At 45.1% G+C, this 24,681-nt stretch carries 20 protein-coding genes and 1 pseudogene; 16 read left to right on the top strand and 5 right to left on the bottom strand.

Annotated features, from left to right (window positions below; genetic code table 11):
- The 3 genes and pseudogenes from B4F99_RS05395 to B4F99_RS05385 form a co-directional block, all read left to right on the top strand.
- Positions 1–593: pseudogene (locus B4F99_RS05395) on the top strand (hypothetical protein); the annotation flags it as partial.
- A 217-nt stretch (positions 594–810) separates the two neighbouring features.
- Complete coding sequence (locus B4F99_RS05390; protein ID WP_290755860.1) at positions 811–2,196, top strand: amino acid permease; 1,386 nt, start codon at positions 811–813, stop codon at positions 2,194–2,196.
- Positions 2,197–2,286: 90 nt separating this feature from the next.
- Positions 2,287–3,069 (top strand): GNAT family N-acetyltransferase, encoded by a 783-nt coding sequence (locus B4F99_RS05385; RefSeq protein WP_290755858.1) that lies wholly within the window; start codon positions 2,287–2,289, stop codon positions 3,067–3,069.
- A gap of 96 nt (positions 3,070–3,165) precedes the next feature.
- On the opposite strand, the gene B4F99_RS05380 is transcribed toward B4F99_RS05385, so the two are convergent.
- The 3 genes from B4F99_RS05380 to B4F99_RS05370 form a co-directional block, all read right to left on the bottom strand.
- A complete protein-coding gene (locus B4F99_RS05380) occupies positions 3,166–3,849 on the bottom strand; it encodes a hypothetical protein (protein WP_290755856.1) in 684 nt (227 codons plus the stop codon).
- Positions 3,850–3,915: 66 nt separating this feature from the next.
- The gene (locus B4F99_RS05375) at positions 3,916–4,362 is read right to left on the bottom strand and encodes an NUDIX hydrolase (RefSeq protein ID WP_290755854.1); all 447 of its coding nucleotides are present in this window, start codon (positions 4,360–4,362) and stop codon (positions 3,916–3,918) included.
- On the bottom strand, positions 4,359–5,453 hold the full coding sequence (locus B4F99_RS05370; protein WP_396136377.1) for a nitric oxide synthase oxygenase: 1,095 nt from the start codon (positions 5,451–5,453) through the stop codon (positions 4,359–4,361). Before B4F99_RS05370 ends, B4F99_RS05375 begins: the two co-directional genes overlap by 4 nt.
- A gap of 187 nt (positions 5,454–5,640) precedes the next feature.
- Here B4F99_RS05370 and B4F99_RS05365 point away from each other — a divergent pair, with 187 nt between their 5' ends.
- From B4F99_RS05365 to B4F99_RS05345, 5 genes are all read left to right on the top strand, one after another.
- Positions 5,641–6,498: a YihY/virulence factor BrkB family protein gene (locus B4F99_RS05365; RefSeq protein ID WP_035411153.1), complete on the top strand. Its 858-nt coding sequence runs from the start codon at positions 5,641–5,643 to the stop codon at positions 6,496–6,498.
- Positions 6,499–6,705: 207 nt separating this feature from the next.
- On the top strand, positions 6,706–7,806 hold the full coding sequence (msrB, locus tag B4F99_RS05360; protein ID WP_290755852.1) for a peptide-methionine (R)-S-oxide reductase MsrB: 1,101 nt from the start codon (positions 6,706–6,708) through the stop codon (positions 7,804–7,806).
- Between the two features lie 143 nt (positions 7,807–7,949).
- Entirely contained in the window at positions 7,950–10,850 is a 2,901-nt protein-coding gene (locus tag B4F99_RS05355; protein WP_290755849.1) for a S8 family peptidase, read from the top strand.
- 150 nt (positions 10,851–11,000) lie between these two features.
- The gene (locus tag B4F99_RS05350; RefSeq protein WP_290755847.1) at positions 11,001–13,571 is read left to right on the top strand and encodes a HAMP domain-containing sensor histidine kinase; all 2,571 of its coding nucleotides are present in this window, start codon (positions 11,001–11,003) and stop codon (positions 13,569–13,571) included.
- 196 nt (positions 13,572–13,767) lie between these two features.
- A complete protein-coding gene (locus tag B4F99_RS05345; RefSeq protein ID WP_214856097.1) occupies positions 13,768–15,306 on the top strand; it encodes a GGDEF domain-containing protein in 1,539 nt (512 codons plus the stop codon).
- Positions 15,307–15,384: 78 nt separating this feature from the next.
- Here the strand turns inward: B4F99_RS05345 and B4F99_RS05340 are convergent, their stop codons facing one another.
- Entirely contained in the window at positions 15,385–16,023 is a 639-nt protein-coding gene (locus B4F99_RS05340) for a FusB/FusC family EF-G-binding protein (protein ID WP_214748485.1), read from the bottom strand.
- A gap of 123 nt (positions 16,024–16,146) precedes the next feature.
- Between B4F99_RS05340 and B4F99_RS05335 the strand changes: the two genes are divergently transcribed.
- From B4F99_RS05335 to B4F99_RS05325, 3 genes are all read left to right on the top strand, one after another.
- On the top strand, positions 16,147–16,881 hold the full coding sequence (locus B4F99_RS05335; protein WP_290755844.1) for a hypothetical protein: 735 nt from the start codon (positions 16,147–16,149) through the stop codon (positions 16,879–16,881).
- A gap of 64 nt (positions 16,882–16,945) precedes the next feature.
- Complete coding sequence (locus B4F99_RS05330) at positions 16,946–17,395, top strand: general stress protein (protein ID WP_214748489.1); 450 nt, start codon at positions 16,946–16,948, stop codon at positions 17,393–17,395.
- Between the two features lie 28 nt (positions 17,396–17,423).
- Positions 17,424–17,873 carry a universal stress protein gene (locus B4F99_RS05325; RefSeq protein ID WP_290755841.1) on the top strand — a complete coding sequence of 150 codons (450 nt, stop codon included), beginning with the start codon at positions 17,424–17,426 and terminating at the stop codon, positions 17,871–17,873.
- A 40-nt stretch (positions 17,874–17,913) separates the two neighbouring features.
- Here B4F99_RS05325 and B4F99_RS05320 read toward each other — a convergent pair whose 3' ends face one another.
- Positions 17,914–18,105: a hypothetical protein gene (locus tag B4F99_RS05320; protein WP_035411129.1), complete on the bottom strand. Its 192-nt coding sequence runs from the start codon at positions 18,103–18,105 to the stop codon at positions 17,914–17,916.
- Positions 18,106–18,239: 134 nt separating this feature from the next.
- Here B4F99_RS05320 and B4F99_RS05315 point away from each other — a divergent pair, with 134 nt between their 5' ends.
- The 5 genes from B4F99_RS05315 to B4F99_RS05295 all read left to right on the top strand — a co-directional run bounded on the left by B4F99_RS05315 (position 18,240) and on the right by B4F99_RS05295 (position 24,603).
- The gene (locus B4F99_RS05315; RefSeq protein ID WP_290755839.1) at positions 18,240–18,683 is read left to right on the top strand and encodes a MarR family winged helix-turn-helix transcriptional regulator; all 444 of its coding nucleotides are present in this window, start codon (positions 18,240–18,242) and stop codon (positions 18,681–18,683) included.
- Between the two features lie 31 nt (positions 18,684–18,714).
- Positions 18,715–21,381, top strand: a complete 2,667-nt coding sequence (locus B4F99_RS05310) for an MMPL family transporter (protein WP_290755837.1) — start codon at positions 18,715–18,717, stop codon at positions 21,379–21,381.
- An 84-nt stretch (positions 21,382–21,465) separates the two neighbouring features.
- A complete protein-coding gene (locus B4F99_RS05305) occupies positions 21,466–22,314 on the top strand; it encodes an MBL fold metallo-hydrolase (protein WP_290755835.1) in 849 nt (282 codons plus the stop codon).
- A 313-nt stretch (positions 22,315–22,627) separates the two neighbouring features.
- A complete protein-coding gene (locus B4F99_RS05300) occupies positions 22,628–23,332 on the top strand; it encodes a hypothetical protein (RefSeq protein ID WP_214856092.1) in 705 nt (234 codons plus the stop codon).
- 110 nt (positions 23,333–23,442) lie between these two features.
- Positions 23,443–24,603, top strand: a complete 1,161-nt coding sequence (locus B4F99_RS05295) for an ROK family transcriptional regulator (protein WP_290755832.1) — start codon at positions 23,443–23,445, stop codon at positions 24,601–24,603.
- Positions 24,604–24,681 lie beyond the last annotated feature (78 nt).

The following is a 24,681-nucleotide window of genomic DNA, read 5'->3' as shown; positions in this document are numbered from 1 at the left end:
TCATTCTCGCAATCGGGATCATCGTCAGCAACCTTGTCAAACGTACGATGGACAGCCTGTTCGGTAACTCTGAACTGAAAGTCCTCTCAATCGTTGCGAAGTATGCGATTCTTGCACTTGCTGTCTTCATGGCACTTGATCAATTGGGTGTTGCGGATACAATCGTCAACTCAGCCTTCATCTTGATCCTTGGAGCACTTGCGCTTGCTTTCGGTCTTGCCTTTGGTCTCGGTGGACGTGATAATGCATCGCGTTACCTCGATCGTCTGCAAAAGAAAGCAGATAACACGGAAGTCGACACATCGAATCTTCCAAGTAAGTCTGCATCGACTTCTTCTTCACCAAGCTTGAAAGATGCAGCAAAAGGTGCTGCGTCACAAGCAGCGGATGATGTCACACCAGATCGTGCACCACGTTCAGCGCGTTCATCTTCAACAGATGAAACGACACATGGTACACCAAAAGGTGCGTTGCCAGAAAATGATTTAGCACAACAAGATGATTATCCGATTGACCCAAATGATCATAAAGGGCCAAACCTCGATCATCCTAACAATCGTCCAAACCTCGATCACCCTAATGATCGTCCGTAATGAGAGTACGCCCTTTCCTCTAACTTTAGGGGAAAGGGTGTTTTCGCGTTGATGCATCAAAGCGTTGTCGTATTTTCACAAAAGTGGTTTGACCGCTTTGTGAAAAAATACAGAAAAAAAGACTTATCGAACCTGACATCATTTGTTATGATTAGAAAGTCAATTACCTAAATGATTTGAATATTCAGAAAAAAGAGAAAAGTTCGGAGGATGAAACATGAGTTTGCTTCGCAAGAAAGATGTCAGTGTAATGATGGATATGAAACAACATTCCAAACTGGCACGTCATTTATCAGGGTTTGACCTTATTTTACTTGGAATCGGTGCCATCATCGGAACCGGAATTTTCGTTCTAACAGGAACGGGTGCTCTTTATGCTGGACCAGCTTTACCGATCTCATTCATTATTTCTGCAGTCGTTTGTGCACTCGCAGCCCTTTGTTATGCTGAATTCTCATCGATGATTCCTGTTTCAGGTAGTGTATATACGTATACATACGCAACGGTCGGGGAACTTGTCGCCTGGATCATCGGGTGGTGTTTGATCTTAGAATATGGACTCGCTTCAAGTGCCGTTGCAACTGGCTGGTCAGGATATTTCCAGTCGCTCTTAGCAGGTTTCGGCGTCCATTTACCGACGGCTTTAACAGCTGCGCCAGGAGCTGTACCGGGAAGCGAGACATTCTTTAACTTACCGGCATTCTTGATTTTAATGGTCATCACGCTCTTGCTTTCGCTTGGCATTAAAGAAACAAAACGCGTCAACAATGTCATGGTACTCGTCAAAGTTGCCGTCGTTGTTCTTTTCATCGTCGTCGGGATTTGGTATGTCGAACCAGGCAACTATAAACCATTTGCTCCGTTTGGTATGAGTGGGATCTTACAAGCTTCGGCGATTGCCTTCTTTGCGTACCTTGGGTTCGATGCGGTTACATCAGCGGCAGAAGAAGTCAAAAACCCAGGACGTAACTTACCAATCGGAATCTTGGGATCGCTTGCGATCGTTACCGTTCTATACGTCGTCGTTTCGGCTATCATGGTCGGAATCGTTCCATTCAAACAGTTCGAGGGTGTCGATAGTCCCGTATCGCTTGCGTTAAAAGTCGCAGGTCAAGACTGGGTTGCTGGATTCGTTGACTTGGGTGCCATCGTTGGTATGACGACGGTCATCCTCGTCATGACATTTGGTCTTATTCGTCTCTTGTTCGCGATGAGCCGTGACGGACTCTTGCCGAAAGTCTTCTCGGATGTTAATGAAAAATCCCATACACCGGTCAAAGCGACATGGATCCTCGGAACAATCGCCGGTTTGATTGCCGGATTCGTGCCACTCGGTACACTTGCTGAATTGATCAACATCGGAACACTGGCAGCCTTCTCGCTCATCTCGATCGCGGTCATCGTCCTACGCCGGACGCGTCCCGATTTGAAGCGCGCCTTTAAGGTTCCGTTCGTACCAGTCTTACCGATTCTATCAGTCCTCGCTTGTATCATGTTGATGGTCAACTTACAGAAATTCACATGGATTGCCTTCTTCGTTTGGACAGCAATCGGACTGCTTGTTTACTTTGGTTACGGACGTAGCCGTTCTAAAATTCAATAAGTAGGGCACCCTTGGCGACAAGGGTGTTTTTGTCTGCAGGAAACCGCAAGAAAGATAGCGAAACTGCTCAGTGGAAAAGGAGGTTTTTCGATGATTCATATTCAACGCGCGCCTGACTTAAAAACAGCATATCAAACGATGCAGGATGGATTTCAAGATTATCTGATTCCGCTGCACTTATCAGAAGCAGAGTTTCAGAAGCGAATTCTCGAGCGAGACGGAAACCAGTTGGAACATTCGTTTATTGCCTACCATGGAGAAAAACCGGTTGGTCTTTGGCTGAACGGTTGGAAGGAAATCGATGGTCAACGCATCATGCGATGTGGAGGGCTGGGCATTTCACCGCAGTATCGACGACTTGGCATTGCAAAAGCCTTGTACCAAGCGCAACTGAGCCACGCTAAGGAAATCGGAATGGATGAACTGATGCTTGAAGTCATTCAAGGGAACGATCCGGCGATTCGATTGTATCAATCGCTTCACTACAAGATTGTTGGAGAAATTGGATATTTTCATTTAACCGATGAACATCAAAAATCCGCTTTGCCAGCGATCGAAGAAACAGAGTTCTTAAAACAGTATCGTGGACAAGGAGAATACATCTGGCAACAAGATCCTCATGTCATGCAACGCTTGCAGGCGAATTATTATCAACTCGAGGAAAGTGTCGTCGCTGTAGCGGAGGCTGCTTTATTGTCGGTCGTCGGTCCAGCAGAACATAAAGCAAGGCATGCGACAGAAGTCGTCCGCCATTTACCGGGAACGACCTATCATTATCAATCGACAGATGTACAAGTGTGGGAAGCATTACGTTCTGAAGGATGGATACAACGGGATTTGAAGCAATACATCATGCGTCAGTCACTAAAATAAGAAGGGAATGATTTTAACTACAAAAACCCTTAAATTTTTTATGTATGCTACTTTAAGATACAAAAAATATAAGGGTTTTATTTACTTAGGTAAGTGTCACTTTACAAAGTAATTCGTCTTAGAGCTATAGGCGTTCCATTCTTGAACTCCTTTTTTATATGTTTTGCTATTAAAACTTGAGGATAAGAATGAGTGTTCTTTGCCTTTTACCCATTTTCCTTTAGATAATTTTTTATCTTGGAACAAAAAGCCGACTTCGTCTCCAGCATTCGAGTAGATTGGAACTTGTAACAAGTCACTTTTCATCTTAGGTCGCATACCGTAAGACATGACTGTTCCTGGATGACGAATTAATTTTCCATTCTGAATCGAGAATGTAGTTAAACTCATATAAGAAGGTGTTTCTCGGAAAGAAAGTGAAAAGACGGTCGGATGACCGGATACATTTTTTAATTTCCCACTCGTGCGAAAATCGTGAGTAGCAATCACATACGGAAAATCCTTCGAGAATGTATAGCGGTAAGCTGTCGACGTGTTATTTACGTACAGAGAAAACTTCCCAGTGCATAACGAATCCTTTCCTTTTACCCACCAAAAGTCGTCTACTGTCGCTTTTCGGCAAGATGCTGCTTTAGATTGAACAGATACAGTATACTTTTTGTTTTTTGCATCGACAATCGTATACGTCTGTTTGACAGATTTAGGAGCAGCAGCTTCTGTCGATGAGATTAATGAAAGACTGAGGAGTATGGACATTCCAGCAATTACAAGTGGTTTCATCTGAAAGCTCCTTTCTAAAAATGAATTTATTCCATTTTATAACAAATGAAAAAACGCCGCTATACTTTAACGGCGTTTTTTGTAGTCTTCAATCATTCGAGCGTGAGAACCGACCAAGTGATCGGGTAAGTCGTCTAGCGAAACGAACTGAAGCTTGATGCTTTCGTCACTTTGCTTTAACGTTCCGATCGGATGTTCACCGATATAGGCGAGAGTGACGCTTTGAAAGACGTCTCCGTTCGCTAAAATCGTCACGTATTGCGGACCGGAGTAGACATCGAGTAACGTCAATCGTTCGACTTCCAGTCCAGTCTCTTCGAGGAGTTCCCGACGAGCGGTCTCTTCCGGTGATTCCGCCCATTCCATTAATCCACCTGGCAAACCGAAGCGAGCTTGTGCTTCGTTCCGTTGTTCCAGCAAAATGTGTTCATGTTGCACGACGAGGACAACGGAACCGACGAGAATGACCGGATCGTGACCGATTTTTCGACGTAACTGTTCGACATAATTCATTTCAGTGCTCCTTGGTGAAACGGACAACCCGTCACAGGCGCTGTCTGTGTTGATTTTGGAAAGAAGTTCGGTCGTTTGATTTCTGGGTCGTAATCTTTATGGAACAGATGCGTCGTTGCACCACTCATCGGTGGCACGAGCCAGGACCATTCCCCGGTGACATCGCGACCGCATGCCGATTCATTTTTTTCGAAACGAGCGAACTGTTTCGCAGCGGTATGGTGATCGACGATCGTAACACCAGCGCGTTCAAAAGATTCGAGTACGGCGACGTTCAGTTCGACGAGCGCTCGGTCTTTCCAGAGTGAACGTTCACGCGATGTGTTCAGACCGAGTTGCGTCGCGACGAGCGGCAACAGATCGTAACGATCCGTATCGGCGAGATTACGAGCGCCGATTTCTGTTCCCATATACCAACCGTTGAACGGGGCACACGGATAAACAATACCGCCAATTTCAAGCTGCATATCAGCAATCATCGGTACGGCATACCAGCGGACTTCGCGACCATCAAACAGGTCATAGTCAGGATGTGTGATGCTGACTTCGAGCACGAGCTCGTCTGGAATCGGATGCAGACTACGTTGTCCATCGAGTTCAATCAAGAGAGGAAGGATGTCAAACGGTGTCTTTGCCCCTCTCCAGCCAAGTGCTTCACATTGTCGTGTCAGTTGGACAGAAGCCGGATCGCCGATGATTCCTGTTGCAGTCTCATAACCAGCGTAGCGAATCAGTTGGTGATTATGCAGCCGCACACGTGTCGGATGAAAAATCGTGATCGTCGAACGAATTCGTCCTTCATTCGTCGCGAACCGGATATGCTCAAATAACGCGTCGCGGACCGCTTCGACGGTCAACGCATCCCGCGCGTCAAAGACATGAAGTTGCTCCCAAAAGAGGCGTCCCACACATCGGTTACTGTTGCGCCAAGCGAGCTTAGCACCGAATGCGAGCTCGGAAGCCGTCTGTTCATATGTTCCTGTCGTTTGAATCGAACGGATGACTTCTTGCTGACGTCCGGACATTTCGGGGTATTGCTCTATATAAGAAGTAAAGAAGCGTTCTGCTTCGGATTGAATGAATGGGTCCACGAATCGAAATCCTTTCTGAAAAACAAGCACGATACAATCTCTGTTCCTAGTGTACCCCGCGAAGAAACGAAGCGCCAAACTTGAATGATGTATAAGGTTGTTATAAGTTCAAAAGACTCCAAAAATTTTAAAGGAGTTATGAAATGGAGGATAGTGTAGAGAATGAGTTGAAAGTGAGGAAATTTGTATGTCTTTAATCAAACCTGTATTTGCCCGTTTTTTTGGTGAAGCCTTTTTTGATAAATCGGCTCAGCTTGCCTATTATCTGATGTTGTCCTTATTCCCATTCTTATTATTTGTGGTTGGGATCGTCTCGTTCTTACCGTTTACGTCGGAAAACGTGCTGGATTTGATTCGACCATTTGCTCCAGCAGAAACGTACGACTTGATTCAGCGGAACGTCGTCGGAATCTTTGATCAAGGCGGCTTTAAGCTTGCCTCGATCAGTTTCATTGCCGCTTTTTGGCTTGCTTCGATGTCGGTCCAGTCACTTGTCCGCTCGCTAAATGATGCGCTCGAAGTGACACGGAAAGCACCGTTTTGGCGCGGGCTGTTGCAAGACTTCGCCTTTACAATCGGGATGATGATCATCTTACCGATTTCATTGATTGTTCCGATTTCAGAGAAACTAACACGACGTTTCATCAATCATTTTTCAATCGTTGCTGATTTCGTAACGAACTATTCATGGATTTGGTTCTTATTCCGCTGGGGACTCGGAACATTGTTCTTACTTGTCTTTTTCATCTTATTGTATCGGATCCTACCGAGTGTCCATTTGACGGTTCGTCAGGTACTTCCCGGGGCGATCTTCGCAACGATTGCTTGGCAAGTCGTTTCGGAATTCTTCTCTTACTACGCTGAATTTGGGAGTTACGACCGTCTTTACGGTCAGCTTGCCGGAATCATCGTCTTGATGACATGGTTCTATTTATCTGCTGTTGTTTTGATGTTAGGGGGACTGATGAATGCGGAACGCATGCGTCAGAAAAAAGAAGCAAAAATCATGAAGCCGCAAAAAATCAAAGAAGAAAGCGTGCGTTAATCATTTTGAACACACAAAAGCAGCTGACGATGTGTCAGCTGCTTTTTATTAAAAACATATATCTTAGTAGGATCATAGGAAGAGATAAATGAATGTGCTTCATTTAAGCACATGCTACGACAAGCCAGCATCAGCGCGTTACAGTTAAATAAAATAACATCCAATAAACGTCACGTAACGTAAGCTAAATAAAGGAGGCGAAGGGAGATGAAGAAACGAATGTGGACAGTTTTATCCGTCATTGGTCTCATCGTCGTCATGGTCGGGGGATACTTCGTGTTCCAGCAACAGCAGGCAAAATCAAGTGGTAGTAAGAAATTGAGTTATCAACCGGAAGAGACGGCAATCTTAGCTGGAGGATGCTTCTGGTGTATGGAGCCACCGTTTGAGGAGTTAAAAGGAGTTAAATCGGTCATTTCCGGTTACACGGGCGGTGATGTTAAAAATCCGACATACAATCAAGTATCGGTGGAGACGACAGGGCATCGGGAAGCGGTGTTAATCACGTTTGACCCAAACGTCATCTCATATAAACAATTACTCGATGTCTACTGGCGTCAGATTGACCCGACGGATGCAAACGGTCAGTTCGTTGACCAAGGGGAATCGTACACGACAGCGATTTTCTACACGAATGAAACACAAAAAGAAATTGCAACGCAATCGAAACAGGGTTTAGAGAAACAACAGGTTTTTGATGAAAAAATCGTCACACCGCTGATTGCAGCAGGTCCTTTTTACGAAGCGGAGGCATACCATCAGGATTATTATTTAACGAATGAGAAAAAATATAAGTTTTATCGGGCAGCTTCTGGACGCGATGACTTTATCAATCGCTACTGGAACGATCAACCAAAACTTAACCTTCCAACGTATCCAAAATTATCAGACGCAGAAATTAAAAAGAAATTAACCGCCATCCAGTATAAAGTGACACAAGAAGACGGGACGGAGCCGGCGTTTGATAATCCGTATCATGACTTAAAGGCAGACGGGATCTACGTCGATTTGATTTCTGGCGAACCACTGTTTTCATCAAATGATAAATATGATTCGAAGACAGGATGGCCAAGTTTTACAAAACCACTTGAGCCGGGGAATATCATTGAGAAAAGGGATTTTTCAATCGGCATGAAACGGATGGAAGTTCGGAGCCGACATGGGAATGCCCATCTTGGACATGTCTTCTCGGATGGTCCAAAACCGACCGGACTTCGATATTGTATGAACTCGGCTGCTTTACGTTTCATTCCGAAAGAGGAATTGAAACAAGAAGGATACAGCGAATATGTAGCAGATTTTAAATAATCATTAAAGGCATTCAATGCGTGTGAGCATTGAGTGCCTTTCCTTTCAAAATTGTAAGATACATCCATAAAATAAATATCCATTTTATCCATATCCTGTTTATAATCAAGGTAAAGTACGTCCATTTTGAAGGAGGAACATCTGTGAAGAAACTGATGATTTGGGTCATGCTGAGCTGTCTGATTTTGACGCTTGGAGTAGGACCTACGACAGCAAAGGCGGAGACTGCCCTTGCTAAAGCAACGCTTTTGAAAGCAGGTCAAGAGACGACGCTTGAAACAGGAACGGAAGAAAAAAATACATATTGGTACCGCGTCAATCATGAAGCGGGTGTAGAAAAAACTGCCTCTCACTTCGAGTTATCAATCGATACGGATCAACCTGTTCAAGTAACAGCTTATCCGAGCGAAGCGATGGCTGCAGAAGACGATACGTTTGATCGTTACCGGACAGAAGCAGAGCCAAATGAAAAAACACCGACAAAACTAGCTGTTCCATACGCATGGGATGGACCGTATTATGTCAAAGTAGAATATTACCCGAACATCGAAGAAGGGAAGACGACAAAAGCAGCGCACGCTAAACTAACGTATAACAACGTCAAATTGCCGGTTGAGTATGAACCGATCAATGATATCAGCTGTATGGCAGAAGAATCGCTCAAACAAACAAAAGAAGAAAAACCGATGCTTGCGCTCATGCACTCGATTCAAAAACAAGTATTGAGCCAATCAGATGCTGGACGCGCTTTGACATCGCTTTACTACAAAGCATCGCCTTATGTCGTCAAAACACTTTTATTTAACAAAGATAAGCGTCAACAAGCATACGAAGATTTAAAAACATTGAAACCAGCGATGGAAGCACTCGTGCGTGGAACGTCATACACGTTGACGAAAGCTGATCAACAAGCTGTCGATCGTCTTTACAAATTATCACGTGAAGCGTCACCTACTGTGATCGCTGAAGAGATTGATGGATATGCAAATAAAATGGATATCTCGAAATTAAGTGGTAGTTCGTTAAGCGAAACATTCCAGTCAATGGGTATGAGTATCCAATCAAAAGAAGCAACACGTTACATCGTCAAACTAAAACCAGGTAAGATGAACCGTTCGATGAAGATTGCGGGCGTTCAGGCAAATGATGTAGAACGTTTATCCCTTGGCAATGCGGGAGACTTCGTCATCGTAACGGAAGATCCAACTGTTAAAGGTCAATCAGCGGCAGCATTAAAACAATCACTCAACCGTTCGTCAGCGGTCGAGTACGTTGAAAAGATTCAGACGTACCGGGCGACGAAGGATATCAACTTTGATTATCAATGGGCCGTCAACAAAAAGACTGTCTTCGAGCAATTCGATAACGTTGGAATCGGTTTTGAAGCGTTCCAACAACGTTTCGGAACGAAAAAATTAGCGCCTGTGAAGATTGCGGTCATCGATACAGGTGTTGATTATCGTTTGAAGGACTTACAAGGCAAAGTTGATATCGCAAATGAAAAGAACTATGTTTCTGTTAATGGAGACGGGGACGCAATTGATGACAACGGTCACGGAACACACGTGGCAGGCGTCATCGCAGCAACGATGAACAATGATTACGGTATCCAGGGAATCCATCAATCGGCACAAATCCTGCCGGTTAAAGTCTTGAATGCGAACGGTGAAGGGGAAACAGACGCCATCGCACTCGGGATTAAATATGCAGTTGATCACGGCGCAAAAGTCATCAATATGAGTCTTGGTGGCGGTGAGAGCCGGACGATGGCTTATATGATGAAATATGCAGCAGATCATGGTGTTACGGTCGTAGCTGCTTCAGGAAATGACTACGACATGATGGTCGGTTACCCAGCGAACTCGGAATACGCGATTTCTGTCGGAGCGACGAACCCTCTCGGAATGGTCGCGGATTATTCAAACTATGGTGTTGGACTTGATGTCGTAGCGCCAGGATCAAAAGTGGCTAGTTTGATTCCAGACGGTAACACGGTGTACATGGATGGAACAAGTATGGCTTCGCCACATGTTGCCGCAGTAGCGGGTATCTTGAAATCACTAAATTCGAAACTGACACCAGCGCAAATCGAACAAATCTTGCGCAAGAGTGCAGAACCGCTTGCGTTTGAAAATCTGAATGACTGGTATGAATTTGAAGATGAGGACGAAGATGGTGAGAAAATCGAGCCTGAGTTCCCAGCTTACGTCAGTCCAGTCGCTGGCTACGGGAAAGTCAGTATTCCACGTGCGATCTCCCAGTTGAACTTGAACGGGAACGTCAATGATGTCTACGATAACCAACTAGTTGTTTCTGGAACAGTTAAGACAGGGACGAAAGTTGAAGTGTGGGCAGCTGTCGTAACAAAAGATAAGAATGGCAAAGAAACAACAACGAATAAAAAGTTAGCTGCAACAACAGCACAAGCAGGAAAATACAGCGTCAAGATTCCGCGTCAAAACCAAAAAACAGTTCTGACTGTTCGCTATGCAAATGGATTAGACGTCACATCGGAACGGACAGAAGTCCTTCCTGGAAAAGCACCAAAAGCACCAAAAGTGAATGCGATTCTTGCCGGTGCGACAAAAATGACAGGTACAGCTCTCGCGGGTGGTACGATTACAGTCAAAGATGCGAAACAAAAGAAAATCGCCACAGCGAAAGTCGATGCAAAAGGTAAGTTCAGCGCGAAGTTACCAAAGCAAGTGGGTGGTTCAAGCTTGATCGTTACGGTAACGGATATTGCAAAACGAACAAGTAAACCGACGATCGTAAAAGTTTTACCAGCACCAAAGGCACCAAAAGTGAAATCGGTCTATGCCGGTCAAACGAAAGTAACCGGAACAGCTGAAAAGAAATTGAGCGTCTACGTAAAAGATGCGAAGAAAAAAGTCATCGGAAAAGGAACGGTTTCTTCTAAAGGAAACTATTCCGTCAAAATTCCGAAGCAAAAAGCAAAAGTGAAACTTTCGGTTTACGTTAAGAATACGCGCGGACAACTCAGTCCCGTAACGTCTGTGACAGTGAAGAAAGCGAAAAAGTAAGAGGGTAGAAAGACCTTTTTTCGGGTACATTCCGAGAAAAGGTCTTTTTTTGGATATCCTAGCTGTTGCTTCGAAAGCGTTTCTATTATATTAAATCTATAGAAACAAATGAAAAAGCATCATTCAACGAATGATGAGGAGGATACATTCATGGTGAATTGGATTCGGCGACGAATCGGTCGGCAGTTGCTGACTGTTTTTTATGCGGTACTGATCGTAGTATCGATTACTTCGTTCTTTGTCTATGACTACATGGAAGGACGAATCGAAACATCAAAACAGAATCTCGAGACAATCAGTGAACAAAATCGCCGAGCCAATGATTTATGGGACAATTGGCAAACGGTTCAGTTCGGTTTACGCGGATTCGTCATTTTTGGTAATCAGGAACGGTTTGATGAAATCCAAGCGCTCCGAACAGATATCAAAAGTGAGACAGATTGGTTCATGCGAAACGCCAAAACGGATGAAGAAGAAGAATTCGCGGCACAAATGACGAATTTATATGAACTGTACTATGACGTCTTATTTCCGCTGACCCAGTCTTACGTCAATGAAAAAAAGGCGAATCGGATCAATGAAGACTTTTTACAGGGGGATAGTCTATTTTCCTTACCAATTGCGAAACGACTCGTTGAACAAGGACAGTTAAAGCCAACTGCAGACGGTTCGATCGATATTACGCCAGATATTGAAAAAGCATCTGCGGCACTTGATGAATACCGGACGAATCTCAGCCAACAACAAGAAACAGCTGTCGGGGAACTGCGGAGTGAAGTCGCGAAGTCACAATGGATTTGGATCTCAAGTATCGTTGTGCTCGTCGCATTCATTCTCTTATTCGTTCACCCGTTCCTTCGCCGGATGACGCGGCAGTTGTTACGATTAGTAGACGATAATCAAAAACTTGCTCGCAAGGAACCAATTGAAATCGATAAGACGACAGAAAAACGTCCAGACGAAATCGGATTATTACGTGCTTCCTTTAATCGGATGGTCGTGACGACGAATTCTCATACGGATGCGATGCAAGGTAAAAATGAAGAATTGCAAGCGCAAAGTGAGGAATTGCTCGCGCAACAAGAAGAGTTACAGGCGCAACAAGAGGAACTCGAAGAAGCGTATCAAACGACGAAAAAGAATGAGGAAAAGTTGCGATTACGTAGTGAACTAACAGAGGCACTTGCCGTTCGCGAAACTGTCGAATCGTATCCAGCAATCGTTCAAAAGATGATCGATATCACTTCTTCAGAGTACGGTGCTCTATTGCTTTATGAAGAAGGGCAGTTTATGGGTGCAACAACAAACGGCATGACGATGGACTATTTAAAAGATCTCCTGAAAGATGAGATGTCCGTCATCAATCGATCGGTTCGCAAGATGGAATTCGTTCAATCGGAGAAGCGCGTTACACGTGAAAAAGAGCATCCGTATTCCTTTAGTACGTATGAGGTGACGATTCCGGTTCAAGATCCAGAAACGCATGAATTGATTGCTGCCATCTATCTCGTTCGCTACAAATCTGCATATAAAGGACAACAGCTGACGGATATTCGCGAGTTTGCGCAACAAATGACGCTTTCACTTCTACGGACGCGTTCTTATGAAGGAATGCGTCAGGAAAAAGAAAAGACCGAGCAAGTGTTGGACTCAATTCGAGAAGCGATCATTTATCTCGAGGATGGAAATGGAGAGTTATACGTCAACCGTCCATTGTTTGACTTGATTCCAGAACTTCAAACGGAATTCACAGTAGATCGAACGTTACCTTCGAGTGAGTACGTCATTGATGTGATGCGTCAGTTGGTGGATGATGTTGAAGCCTTTAATACGTATCTGGATTTAATTCGTTCCGGTAAGATTTCACCGGACAAAGTCCGATTTGATGTTCGAAACAATACGGCGCATCTAGAAGTCTACGCGGAACGCATTGATGTCGTCGGGGGATGGAAGGGAATCATTCTCGTCTTACGGGATATTACCCGGGAAACAGAAGCCGATCGTCTAAAAACAGAACTTGTCTCGACTGTGTCACATGAATTGCGAACGCCGCTCTCATCGATTTACGGTTTTACAGAGTTGATGCTAAATCGAAAGATCGATGACTCAAAACAGCAGAAGTATCTAGCGACGATCCATAATGAGACAGAACGCTTATCGAACCTCGTCACGGACTTCTTAGACGTTCAACGGATGCAGTCGGGTGGACAGTTGTACCAAATGGCACATCTTGATTTGCTCAGCCTAACTGAACAAGTGATGTCCCTGTATGACGCTTCAAGTGAACGACACGATCTTCATTTGCAATTGCTCAGTCCGGATCGTCCATTCATATTAGGAGATGAAGACCGGATCAAACAATTGATGAGTAACTTGATCAACAATGCAATCAAGTATTCTCCCGATGGCGGACGTGTAGATGTCTGGATCGATACGAAAGATGATCAAGCCATCATTGAAGTGAAAGATGAAGGAATTGGAATTCCTCACCATGCATTTGCCCACTTATTTGATAAATTCTATCGTGTCGATAATTCCGATACACGTCGAATCGGTGGAACTGGACTCGGTTTATCGATTTGTAAAGAAATCGTCAAAGAACATGAAGGCGTCATCCACGTCGAATCTGAAGTCGGTAAAGGCAGTCGCTTCATCATCGTCTTACCGCTCAGTTTAAGTGAATCGATCGAGTCGACAGAAGAGAATCGACGTTCTAGTTAAAGAAAACATGATGTATTTCTGTTAAACCGTGTTCAATCCGCTAGGTGCGAGCACGGTTTTTTCTTATGTTTGAAACGAGTAATCTTGTCAAAAAAGATTTCAATAAAATAAAAAAAGAGTGAATAAACAGCAATCCTGAACCGATATACCTATAGGACAAACGAACTATGGTTAAAAAAGGAAAGGGGGAATCGTCATGTATGAGAAATGGCTGGGAATCGTTATAGGCTGGTTACTGTTTCATATCGGCTGGGTGACGTATATGGGCACGGAAACGGCAATTGGACAAGTCGTTAACAGCCTGTTCACGATCGGTGGTGTAACGATCTCCCTCTATTTGATTTGGCGGGCACAGCGACGCCAGGCAAGACGCCCTTTTACTTACCGCTTATTTCTTCTATTATTATTCGCTAATGCGATGCTTGGTATCGGCGAATGTGGACAGCTCCTATACTTCCTGCAAGGACGTACACGAACGGAACCGTTTGATTGGATCGACTTGATCTTCAGTCTTCAAATCTTGATCTATATCATTGCTTTCGGTTATTTCCTGCGTAATCGACGACAAGAAGTCAATTTGCGGGTCTTTTTGTTCGATGAGTTCATCATTTTAGTCGTTGCAGGATCTCTTTCGTGGCACTACTTAGTGACGCCTTATTTAGAAGCAAATGCCTTGCTGACGATCGAAACGCTTTTATGGCTTCGCTATCCGATCGGTGATTTATTGTTGCTCGGTGGAATGATTGTCTTATTCTTTGGTTTGATGAAGCGTGGCAATGGCGGCTCGTTATTATTGATTCTACTCGCATTTCATTTTCAGTTACTCGCTGATCTATTATACGTGGTACTCGAACGATTTGATTATCCATTTCCTTCGAGTTGGCTCGATCCGTTATGGTTAGCGACTGTCCTGATTGTCGGGCTTGCCGCGTATCGCTTTGATGCTGAGGAATCTCTCGTTCCTCTTGACGTTACACGGAGGTGGATCGATGTCTTACGTTTGATCACTCCTTACTTATTCTTATTGATTCTATTCGTGACGATGGCACGACAAACGATTAGTTGGAACGGTTTGACGATTGGATTAATGATTGCGATTCCGTTGTTGATTTCCCGTCAAATCCGGATTGTTGTTGACAATCAACGGTTGCGCGAAAATCTCGAAGCGAAGGTGGAAGAGCGAACGGAAGCATTAGCAACTGCCATGGAGGAGATGCGACACATGGCATATCACGATGCCTTAACAGGGTTACCGAATCGATATCTGTTTGCGCGACTGTTCCAAGACGCCTTGTACCGAGCGGAAGCGACTGACGGGCAGGTTGGGTTGTTCTTTATTGACATCGATCACTTCAAAGAGATTAACGATACGTATGGACATCATGTCGGAGATCAACTCATCGTCGATGTCACGACACGTCTACAAAAGAAATTGCCGCCCAATACAGTCATTTCAAGACAAGGTGGAGATGAGTTCGTCGTCTTGTTATTTGACGTTGAACAAGAAGCAGAAGTGGTGCAGTGTGGGGAACATCTCGTTTCCTTGTTCCGACAGCCGTTTCACCATGGTATCATTCCACTTCCGGTAACAGCGAGCATCGGTGGAGCAATCTATCCGGCGCATGCAGCCTCGCGATCGGACTTGATCGAGCAAGCAGACCTAGCGATGTATGAGGCAAAACGTCGCGGGAAGAATCAATTTTGCTTGCATGATCCAGCGATAATGAACACATGAACGTCGTCACATTCAAAAACACGCTCGTATACCGAACCTTATCGGATCAGTCATACGAACGTGTTTTTTTGATGCCGATCATTTCTTTTGCGTGCGTGCTAAGAACGTTTCAATGACTTCTGGATTCGTCACAGCTTGATTACATGCATCGCTGTCGATACACATATGATGACCAATCGTCTGATGCTGTTCAGTCGAACGGCGTGTCGTGACAGTTACGAGTGTAATATCACTATACGTATGACAAATCGCACAAATCCCTTTTTGAATCGATGGTAGATAGGTACCTTCTACGCCAATCCATTCACCATTCAAGGGATAGACGAAATATTTTTTCCGATTTCCGGTATCGTTCCAGCTTAAAAACGTCGTGTGTGTCCACTCAAAGGAGTGAAGTGACGGAATGTGTAACTTTTTCGTTTTTTTAAAGAGCTGTCGGATCCGTGATTCAGAAATACTCGGAAACGGTTGGACGAACGGTTCGACATGTGCTAAATACGCGAGGAGATCCTGTTCGGATTCAGCGTCACGAATGTTCGTCAGCAAGATTTCCTGTTCCGGTGTAAGTATTGGCAATAGATCAAATATCTTTTCAGCGGCACTGTACCGAACAGCATCACGAACATCGGGGTCATGAACAGCTGCGAATTGATGTTGCAGCAGCTCGACTTGATTCCGAATGAAATTGTATTGATAGGGTAGTAAAAATGCGTCCATTCTCGTTCCTCCTTTTCTTTTCATCGTACCGTAATTTGGCAACAGAACAAAGCGACATTTTAGTTTTTCAGACTTCTACAGCGGGAATTAAATAACAGACTGAACGAGGAGGTGAAAAGAGAAGTGCAGTATTTAACATTTTTACGCTTGATGAATGTAGGAGCATTCCTCTTTGCAATGCTAGCACGCGTCGTTTGGCAACAGCCGATGACCATTCTTAAGTTATCTCTTGTTCCTGCACCATTCTTTGACGCCATTGCCGGTGTCGTGTTTACGACATTATTGATTTGGTGTATTCGACCGGTACGTGCCTTCCCTGCGGATCGAGAACTGATTGAAGATATCGGAGGGTGGCTTGCATTATCACTCGTGACGCTTGGAATCAGTAGTATGAGTGGCCCCCCTTGGGAACTCGTCTCGACGACGATTTCTTTCATTAGCCTTTGCTTAGTCTATATGAAAATTCAACACCATCCCCGGCGTTCGCCGTGGATGCGCTCTCCATTTTCAGTGTTGCTTGCCTGGATCAGTACGATGCTATTGATTTTACCATTTCGGATCTTGTCGGATTTTCAGTTCACTTCTCTATTCAGTCTTTCCGAAACCCAATGGAGCACGATTGCGCTCGCATTAGCTGTTATCGGTGGACTCCTGTTCATCGCAATCCATTCAGATTGGGTATTTGGTCTCGCACTCATCTGGTATTTAGCTGGACTATTGTTTAACGAACGTCTCATTCTCTTGCAACAAATCGTAGCGGGAATTGGCATAATGTGTGTTTTACTCCTATGTTATTACGTCTTTCAGAAACGTCAACGTCTTTTTCGACAGCATTCACCTAAGTCTTCTTCATCCTAGTCATGTTTTAGATGAATTTGGGGTATATCTCATATAGTTGCTATAAAAGGGGGAGACGTGTGTCATGGGAAAAAAACAATGGATTGGTGTCTATCAAAATGAGACGGATTTGATTCGAAAAATTGAGGATCTACATTTTGCGGGTTATCTAGAAGAAGATTTGTATGTCGTGTTGCAAGACAAAACCGATATGGCGATGTTACGCGGGCAATCAGCGGCGCAACTGGTCTCCGGTAAACGGACGCTATTTGAGCGATTTACAGGCAAACCGGCTTCGGCCGAGGAAATTCAAACCGCCTTCACGGAACTCGGATTACCGGAGTCGGATATTCGTCAACATGTCTTACGTGTCCAGCAAGGCGATTATGTCCTGTTGGCAGACGAAGCAGGGGCTTCTCGTCCTGCGCCGGAACCAAAAAGTATTCTGGAAACAGAGCCAGAGGGAATCGAAGCGGAACGAAAACTTGATCACGAAAACCGTGCCCTTGAAAATGAAAATGATCGGATGTTGTAAGAGAGTCGTGCGGAAAGGATGAATCTTGATGGAGAGCCAATATCATACGATTTTGGTAGCAGTCGATGGATCAGAGACAGCAGATTTAGCATTTGAGAAGGCAGTGAAATTTGCCAAACATGATCATGCTAAACTCGTCATCGCCCATGTTATCGATATTCAGACGTTTGCTAACGTACGTGCCAATAAACGTTTCATTGATCAAAACGTTACCGAATATGCACAAGAATTGCTCGATCGTTACGAAAAGCGGGCACGAGAAGCAGGTGTCGAGACAGTTGAGCTGATCATCGAAAACGGCTCTCCGAAAACACTGATTCCAAAGGTCATCGCACCACGCGTTGGTGCGGGTCTGATCGTCTGCGGAGCAGTCGGGACGAATGCGATGGAACGAATCATGATTGGGAGTGTTTCTGAAAACATTTCCCGTTATGCAAAATGCGATATCTATATCGTCCGTCCGAAAACCTTGAAGTGACATAAAACAGCACACATCGGCTGATGTGTGCTGTTTTATGTCACGTTAGAAAATAATAGAAAATGCCTAATAAAATCAGAATGATCGGGAGAAAAATGAAATACATCCAAGACATATTTTTTGCCGAAGTCTTGTGATCGTACTGCTCTTCTGCTGGTTGCTTAGCAATCCGCAACGTAAAGATGAGTCCGACGAGACAAATGACTAATGCGATCCAAAATAAAGTCAACATAAGCATGCTCCTCTCTTCCTTTATCATACAGAAATTGGTCATGTTCTGCATCGGCAAGTTGTGACAGTTTAGAGTTGACAGACTTCTAGTTGAGGGGCTAAACTAACTTCATAAGTTTAGGGGGTAAACTAAAAATGAAAGACAATTTACGTGAAGCAGTCCTCCTGTTTGAAGAAGTCATGATCCACGGAACAGAACGCGTGTTGAAGTCGGTCGAAGCACCCGTTTGGCAAATGTACTCACCGGAACAACTTCATGTGTTGAAGCTCGTCGGAAAATATGGACCGATTTCGTCCGGACGTCTCGCGGCAGTACAGGGTGTTCACAAAAGTGCCATCTCGAACCGGCTGAAAAAGTTGACGGAAAAAGGTCTCGTCATCGTCGAACGTCGAGAAGATGATCACCGAACGAAGTACATCTCTTTGACGGAAGCAGGTCGGTTAGTGGCAACTGAAGCGGAGCAAGAAATCTATACGTATCTGGAGAATTTGATTGAAGGAAAAGTCGAAGAAGAAGAAATCATCCAGTTCATCGAAACCTTTAAGAAAATCAAAGAGATTCTGCAGTTGAACGTCTAAAGCCAGAATAGAAGGAAGAGGAGAATCAGACATGCGACAAATCGTCAAATGGCGCTGGGCAATTCTTGCATTATTGCTCATCGTCACAGTAGGTTTACTATTTACGGCACCAAACTTGGCAAAACAAGCAGAGGACGCAGGGGCGATTCAGCTTGCAAATGATGCTGATTCACAGCGAGCAGCTGATATTTTAGAAAAAGCGGGAGCAAGCGAAGAAACGATCTCGCTTGTCATTCCGCTCAAAGACAAAGTCAGCGATGCCGATCGAAAGTCGATCGGGCAAATCGTTCAGGATTTAGAAGCACTCGATCGTCCGGTCACGGATGTGCTCGATCCGTTTGAAAACAAAGAGACGGAAGGACAGCTCGTCTCAAAAGATAAAAAGACGGTCCTCGTACCGATCACAGTCGACGGTTCGCAAGAAGAAATCGTCAAACTGGCAAAACAAATCCGGACGGATCTTTTACCAAAGGATCAAACGATTTATCTAACGGGTGAAGCGTTAATCAACGATGACGTCAATACAAGCTCACAAGAAGGGTTGAAGCGGACGGAACTGATTACCGTCGGGTTGATTTTCGGACTACTTCTGCTCGTCTTCCGTTCCATCGTCACACCGTTCGTACCACTTGTGGCAGTGGGCTTTACGTACCTGATTAGCCAATCACTTGTCGCCTTTTTCGTCGACTGGTTCGGATTCCCGGTATCGAACTATACGCAAATCTTCCTCGTTGCCATCCTGTTTGGGATTGGGACGGATTACTGTATCTTGCTACTGAGCCGGTATAAGGAAGAATTGACGGCAGGACACGATGTCGAGACAGCGATCGTCAACACGTATAAGACAGCAGGGCGTACGTTACTAATCAGTGGTCTTGCTGTTCTTGTCGGTTTCTCAGCGATTGGGTTTGCGGACTTCCCAATCTTTAAATCATCGGTCGCTGTTGCGGTTGGGATTGCCGTCCTCTTACTCGTCTTATTTACACTTGTCCCCTTCTTCATGGCGACACTCAAAGAAAAATTATTCTGGCCGTCAAAGAAGGCAGCGAGTCACCAAGATAGCAAACTGTGGTCACATTATGGTGGGTTATCGATCCGTCGTCCTTTACTTGCGATGATCATCGTTGCGATCGTCACGGTCCCGACACTCTTTACGTACGATGATGACCTCTCGTTTAATACCGTCGATGAGATTGGTGCGAAGTATGATACGGTCAAAGGACTGAATGCGATCTCGGATGGATTTGGAGCAGGTGAGTCGCTCCCGGTCAATGTCATTCTTAAGAGCGACAAAGATTTGATTACAGAAAAGACAGTTCCTTATGCGGAACAGTTGAGTCGTGAGCTCGTGAAAATCGACGGGGTCAAATCGGTTCGTTCGATTTCTCGTCCGACAGGCGAAATCATTAATGACTTCTACGTCGATCGTCAATTAAAACAAGTTGCTTCCGGCATGAAGAAAGCAACCGCCGGTCTTACGGACGTTCAGTCTGGTCTGACGACAGTTGAAGACAATCTCAACGGTATCACAGGACAACTACCGGCAGGAGACTCGGCTTCAGCAGGAGCAAGTCAGTTGCAACAAGCAGCAGACGGACTTGGACAGATCAACCAACAGTTGACGCTCGTCGGTCAAGGTCTGCAATCGACTCAAAATATCCCGCAAACCATTGGGACATTAAATGCCTTGTCTGGTCAATTGAGCCAAGTTCAATCTGGCATCAGTCAAGCAGCAAGTGGAATAGCCTCACAAGGAGCACAAGCCGGTCAACTTGGAAGTGGGCTGACACAACTTGCGGATGGTGTTGGTCAAGCAAACACAGGGCTTGCGAAAATTAGTAATGGTCTAGATGACATCTCGAATTTGTTAACCGAGATGGGACAAGCGACATCGATCCGTGGGACAGGTGTGTTCGTGCCAAAAGATACGTTATCGGACAAGGCCTTTAAACCAGCAATTGACCGTTACGCGATTGATCAGCAAACCGGATTGAAGTTTGAAGTCATCCTCGAAGATGATCCGTATTCACCAGAAGCGATTCAAACCGTCGCTGCAATCAAAAAGACGACAGCGAATACGATCAAAGGAACACCGTTTGAAGACAGCACCGTCGCATATGGCGGGATTTCAAGCGTTAACAGTGACTTAAACGATACGTCGAAAGCCGATTTCAAACGAACGGTGACGGTCATGCTGATCAGTCTCTTCGTGATTCTAGCAATCATGTTCCGTTCGTTGATCATGCCGTTGTTCATGATCGGTTCGTTATTGCTGACGTATTATACGTCGATGTCGATCGCTGAATTGATTTTCGTCAATGGACTTGGATATGACGGTATCAGTTGGGCCGTTCCGTTCTTCGGATTCGTCATGTTGATTGCCCTAGGTATCGACTACTCGATTTTCCTCCTCGACCGTTTCCGGGAAGAGACGATCAAGGGACTCGATACGAAGGAAGCGATGTTCCTGTCGATGAAAAAGATGGGATCTGTTATCATCACGGCAGCGATCATCCTCGCAGGAACGTTCGGAGCGATGATGCCGTCTGGTGTCTTGAGTCTCGTTCAAATCGCGACGATCGTCATCACAGGTCTACTTTTGTATGGATTGATCGTCTTACCGCTCTTGATTCCAGCGATCACAGTATCGTTTGGTAAAGGGGTCTGGTGGCCGTTTCGACCAAACGCTAAAAAATAAGAACTAACCAAACCGGGTTCGTCTTCTAGATGAACCCGGTTTTGTCATGACGTATACTAAGAGCAGATGATAAGGAGGTAGAGCATGCAACACTTCAAACAACTGACTTCACGGATTTGGTATCAGACACCGGTCAGCGAGACGGATCGCCCGATTCTCGCCGTCGTGCGTGGGGAGAAGCATCAATTGATGATCGATGCTGGAAACTCGTCAGCCCATGCAGCACTATTCTTAGAAGAAATGAAGACACACAATCTTGGATCACCTGACTTATTGGCATTGACCCACTGGCACTGGGATCATATTTTTGGCATGAAATATCTCGGTCTGCCATCAATCGCGACTAAGCAAACGATCACGCATATGAAGGAGATGCAACCTTACGCTTGGACGGATGCAGCATTACAAGAACGAATGGATCAAGGCATCGAGATTCCGTTTTGTGCGGACGCGATCAAGCTCGAGTTCGGAGCGACACGTGATATTGAAGTCGTTTTACCGACGATTGGCTTTACTGGACAATTGGAAATTGACTTAGGTGGCGTGCAGTGCCAACTGATTGAAGTCGAAAATGATCATTCTCCTGGTAGCCTACTCGTCTACATTCCGGAAGAACGCGTCGTGTTCTTAGGAGACGCGATGTATGCGGATATCTTTTCATCGAAGTGGAATTATACGGTCGAACGGACGAAGCGCTTATTAGCGGCAATCGATCGTTTAGAAGCCGATTATTATGTCTGGTCGCATGGAGAAGCGATGCCGAAGTCTGAATTTGAAGAAGAGGTCAACATATTGCGTCGAGCCATTCGTGTAACGGAAGCGACCGGAGGACGACTGAAGGATATGCGGATCTTATATGCAGAAGAGACAGGACGATCGTTGACGGAAGACGAAACCGAAACATTGATCTATTTTGCAAATGGATTGAAATGACAGATCGTAACAAGGGATAAAATGGAGGACGTTGAAATAAAAAAGTACTACGAGCTTGTTAAAGGGAGCGGTACTATATGACGAAGCCAAAATTCGAACGGGATGAAACCATCGATCGCGTCTTTTTTGGAAAAGCGGGCATCTTTTCATTTTTGGTTATCGTGGGAGGCATTCTATATCTACTATATGATCTGTACGTACAATGATCGGAACGCATGCGTTCCGATTTTTTGAATTCAGGGGAGTGCACGAAAACCAGATATTGGGTAATGACTTGCGTGAGACTGTTAGTGAAAGTGAGAGGAGATGTCGGATGAAACGAATTCAAATTGCGGATTTTGATCGACGCATGCCATCGATTGAATTGGTCGAAAAGGATGATCACTATGAAGCGATGCTTGTACCGAGTTATGACCATACGTATCCTTCGACACAAATCCGGACGATCCGCTTAGCGGATATCTCTGTCAATCTGTTTGTCACCCCGGAAGAAACACTACTTGTTTCTGCGCTTTTTCATAAACCGGTTCAAGTGACGGATATCGTTTCCTGGATGCAGTTGTATACGATTAGTTTTGCCCAGTCGGATGAGACTGGTTATTTCGTCGAACAAGCGGATGAAATTTTAGAAGTCGTCTTGTATAAGAAACATCCGATCGTCATCGCGACACGTGGTCAGGATCGATTGTATTACGATACGACGGGAGCAATCGAGGTCCGGCGGGCGACGAATGAATCGGTCGGCGAGCGTCCCTTGCTTTATTTGAACGGGGAAGCCTGGTATGGTGTCCCGCGCTTGTCGTTCAATCGAATGAAGGATGAGCTGCACGTCAATGGAACGTTTTTATATGCGGACTATATGGACGCACACCATGGAAAAATCGGTTTCTTTCGCGAGAATGATCCCTCTCTACCAATCGTTTTGCTCGTCGGTCAGGCAATCGTTGAGATCGAACTGACCGAGAATCCGGACGGTTCACGCGTCCTGATTTTAGAACAACCATATGACGAAGCATGAAAGTGCACAAAAACCGTTCAGCAGATGAACGGTTTTTAAGTGAGACCGTGAAATCCCTTACAAAATATGCGAAGATAGTAAAGAGACAGACCAAAGGGGTTGATGGGGACATGGCGAAAGAAACACCGCGTAATTCTAAATGGATGCGTTCCTATAATCGGGCACTCGTCTTGCGACTGATTCGGATGCATCAACCGATTTCGCGGGTTGAGTTAGCACAACGGACGAACTTAACGAAGCCGACGGTATCGAACATCGTCAGTGAATTGATTGCAGAACAACTCGTAACGGAGCGAGAGCTTGGGATATCAAACGGGGGACGAAAACCGATCATGCTCGAACTCGTCGCAACAGAGCAATACGTCATCGGCATCGATGCGACGAGTCACCAATTCATCGGAGTCGTCGCGGATTTAAGTGGTAATACGATTCATGAGTCCGAAGCCGTGGGACGTTTTGAGACGAATGAAGAATTGATTGAAGCGATCGGTCGATTATGCAAGACCTTGATTGCACAGACACAAGGACGGGGAACGATTCACGGTATCGGGATCTCCGTCCACGGGATGGTCAATCCGGAGACAGGTGTCATCTTGTTTGCACCACGTTTCCACCTGCATGACGTTGAGTTGAAGGTACAACTTGAAGCACGTTTTGATTATCCTGTCTTCATCGAAAATGATGTTCGGGCACTCGCTTCGTTTGAGTTATTGTTCGGTGAAGGCGTCGGGGTTGAACAATTCTTCTATCTCTATGCTGGGGAAGGCATCGGGGGTGCTTATGTGCTCGACGGACAGCTTGTCGACGGACAACATCATATTACGGGAGAGGTCGGACATATGCGTCTTGATCTCGATGGACCGATTTGTTCGTGTGGGAACAGAGGATGCCTAGAAGCATTAGCAGGCGAAAAAGCATTGTTACGGGATTATGCTGTCATGGATCCGCAAGTCATGACGATTGCTGATTTGCGCAAACGGTTAAACGAACGCGATGAACAAGCAGTTCGTACATATGAACGGGCGGGGGAATATATCGGAATCGGTGTCTTGAATACGATTCATCTCCTGAATCCACGCCGGATTTTACTTGGGGGACCGATGTTTGAGCTCGCACCCACGATCGTTGATCAAATCAAGGAACGGGTCGAGCACACGGCGTTGACCGCTGCTTCACGTGAAACCGATGTCAAGATGGTCCCGTGGGGTGAAAAACAAGGAGCACTCAGTGCGGCTGCCCTTGCGACAAATAGTTTATTTCAAACGATTTAATGGGGGCTGACTCAAAAAAAGAATGACGCGTCTTTTCACGCCCTTTCCTCAGGCGAGACACAAGCCAGTTTTCCTGCT

It is taken from the genome of Exiguobacterium sp. UBA3491, assembly GCF_002377745.1.
GTDB lineage: Bacteria > Bacillota > Bacilli > Exiguobacteriales > Exiguobacteriaceae > Exiguobacterium_A.
This window is presented reverse-complemented; position numbering and strand designations above follow the sequence as displayed.

Excerpts from the sequence above, each read along its gene's own strand:
- B4F99_RS05295 (WP_290755832.1), top strand. The coding sequence starts at position 23,443 with ATGGCGAAAGAAACACCGCGTAATTCTAAATGGATGCGTTCCTATAAT.
- B4F99_RS05340 (WP_214748485.1), bottom strand. The coding sequence starts at position 16,023 with ATGGACGCATTTTTACTACCCTATCAATACAATTTCATTCGGAATCAA.
- B4F99_RS05300 (WP_214856092.1), top strand. The coding sequence starts at position 22,628 with ATGAAACGAATTCAAATTGCGGATTTTGATCGACGCATGCCATCGATT.
- B4F99_RS05345 (WP_214856097.1), top strand. The coding sequence starts at position 13,768 with ATGTATGAGAAATGGCTGGGAATCGTTATAGGCTGGTTACTGTTTCAT.
- B4F99_RS05380 (WP_290755856.1), bottom strand. The coding sequence starts at position 3,849 with ATGAAACCACTTGTAATTGCTGGAATGTCCATACTCCTCAGTCTTTCA.
- B4F99_RS05365 (WP_035411153.1), top strand. The coding sequence starts at position 5,641 with ATGTCTTTAATCAAACCTGTATTTGCCCGTTTTTTTGGTGAAGCCTTT.
- B4F99_RS05390 (WP_290755860.1), top strand. The coding sequence starts at position 811 with ATGAGTTTGCTTCGCAAGAAAGATGTCAGTGTAATGATGGATATGAAA.
- B4F99_RS05315 (WP_290755839.1), top strand. The coding sequence starts at position 18,240 with ATGAAAGACAATTTACGTGAAGCAGTCCTCCTGTTTGAAGAAGTCATG.
- B4F99_RS05310 (WP_290755837.1), top strand. The coding sequence starts at position 18,715 with ATGCGACAAATCGTCAAATGGCGCTGGGCAATTCTTGCATTATTGCTC.
- B4F99_RS05330 (WP_214748489.1), top strand. The coding sequence starts at position 16,946 with ATGGGAAAAAAACAATGGATTGGTGTCTATCAAAATGAGACGGATTTG.
- B4F99_RS05325 (WP_290755841.1), top strand. The coding sequence starts at position 17,424 with ATGGAGAGCCAATATCATACGATTTTGGTAGCAGTCGATGGATCAGAG.
- B4F99_RS05305 (WP_290755835.1), top strand. The coding sequence starts at position 21,466 with ATGCAACACTTCAAACAACTGACTTCACGGATTTGGTATCAGACACCG.
- B4F99_RS05320 (WP_035411129.1), bottom strand. The coding sequence starts at position 18,105 with ATGTTGACTTTATTTTGGATCGCATTAGTCATTTGTCTCGTCGGACTC.
- msrB (WP_290755852.1), top strand. The coding sequence starts at position 6,706 with ATGAAGAAACGAATGTGGACAGTTTTATCCGTCATTGGTCTCATCGTC.
- B4F99_RS05385 (WP_290755858.1), top strand. The coding sequence starts at position 2,287 with ATGATTCATATTCAACGCGCGCCTGACTTAAAAACAGCATATCAAACG.
- B4F99_RS05350 (WP_290755847.1), top strand. The coding sequence starts at position 11,001 with ATGGTGAATTGGATTCGGCGACGAATCGGTCGGCAGTTGCTGACTGTT.
- B4F99_RS05375 (WP_290755854.1), bottom strand. The coding sequence starts at position 4,362 with ATGAATTATGTCGAACAGTTACGTCGAAAAATCGGTCACGATCCGGTC.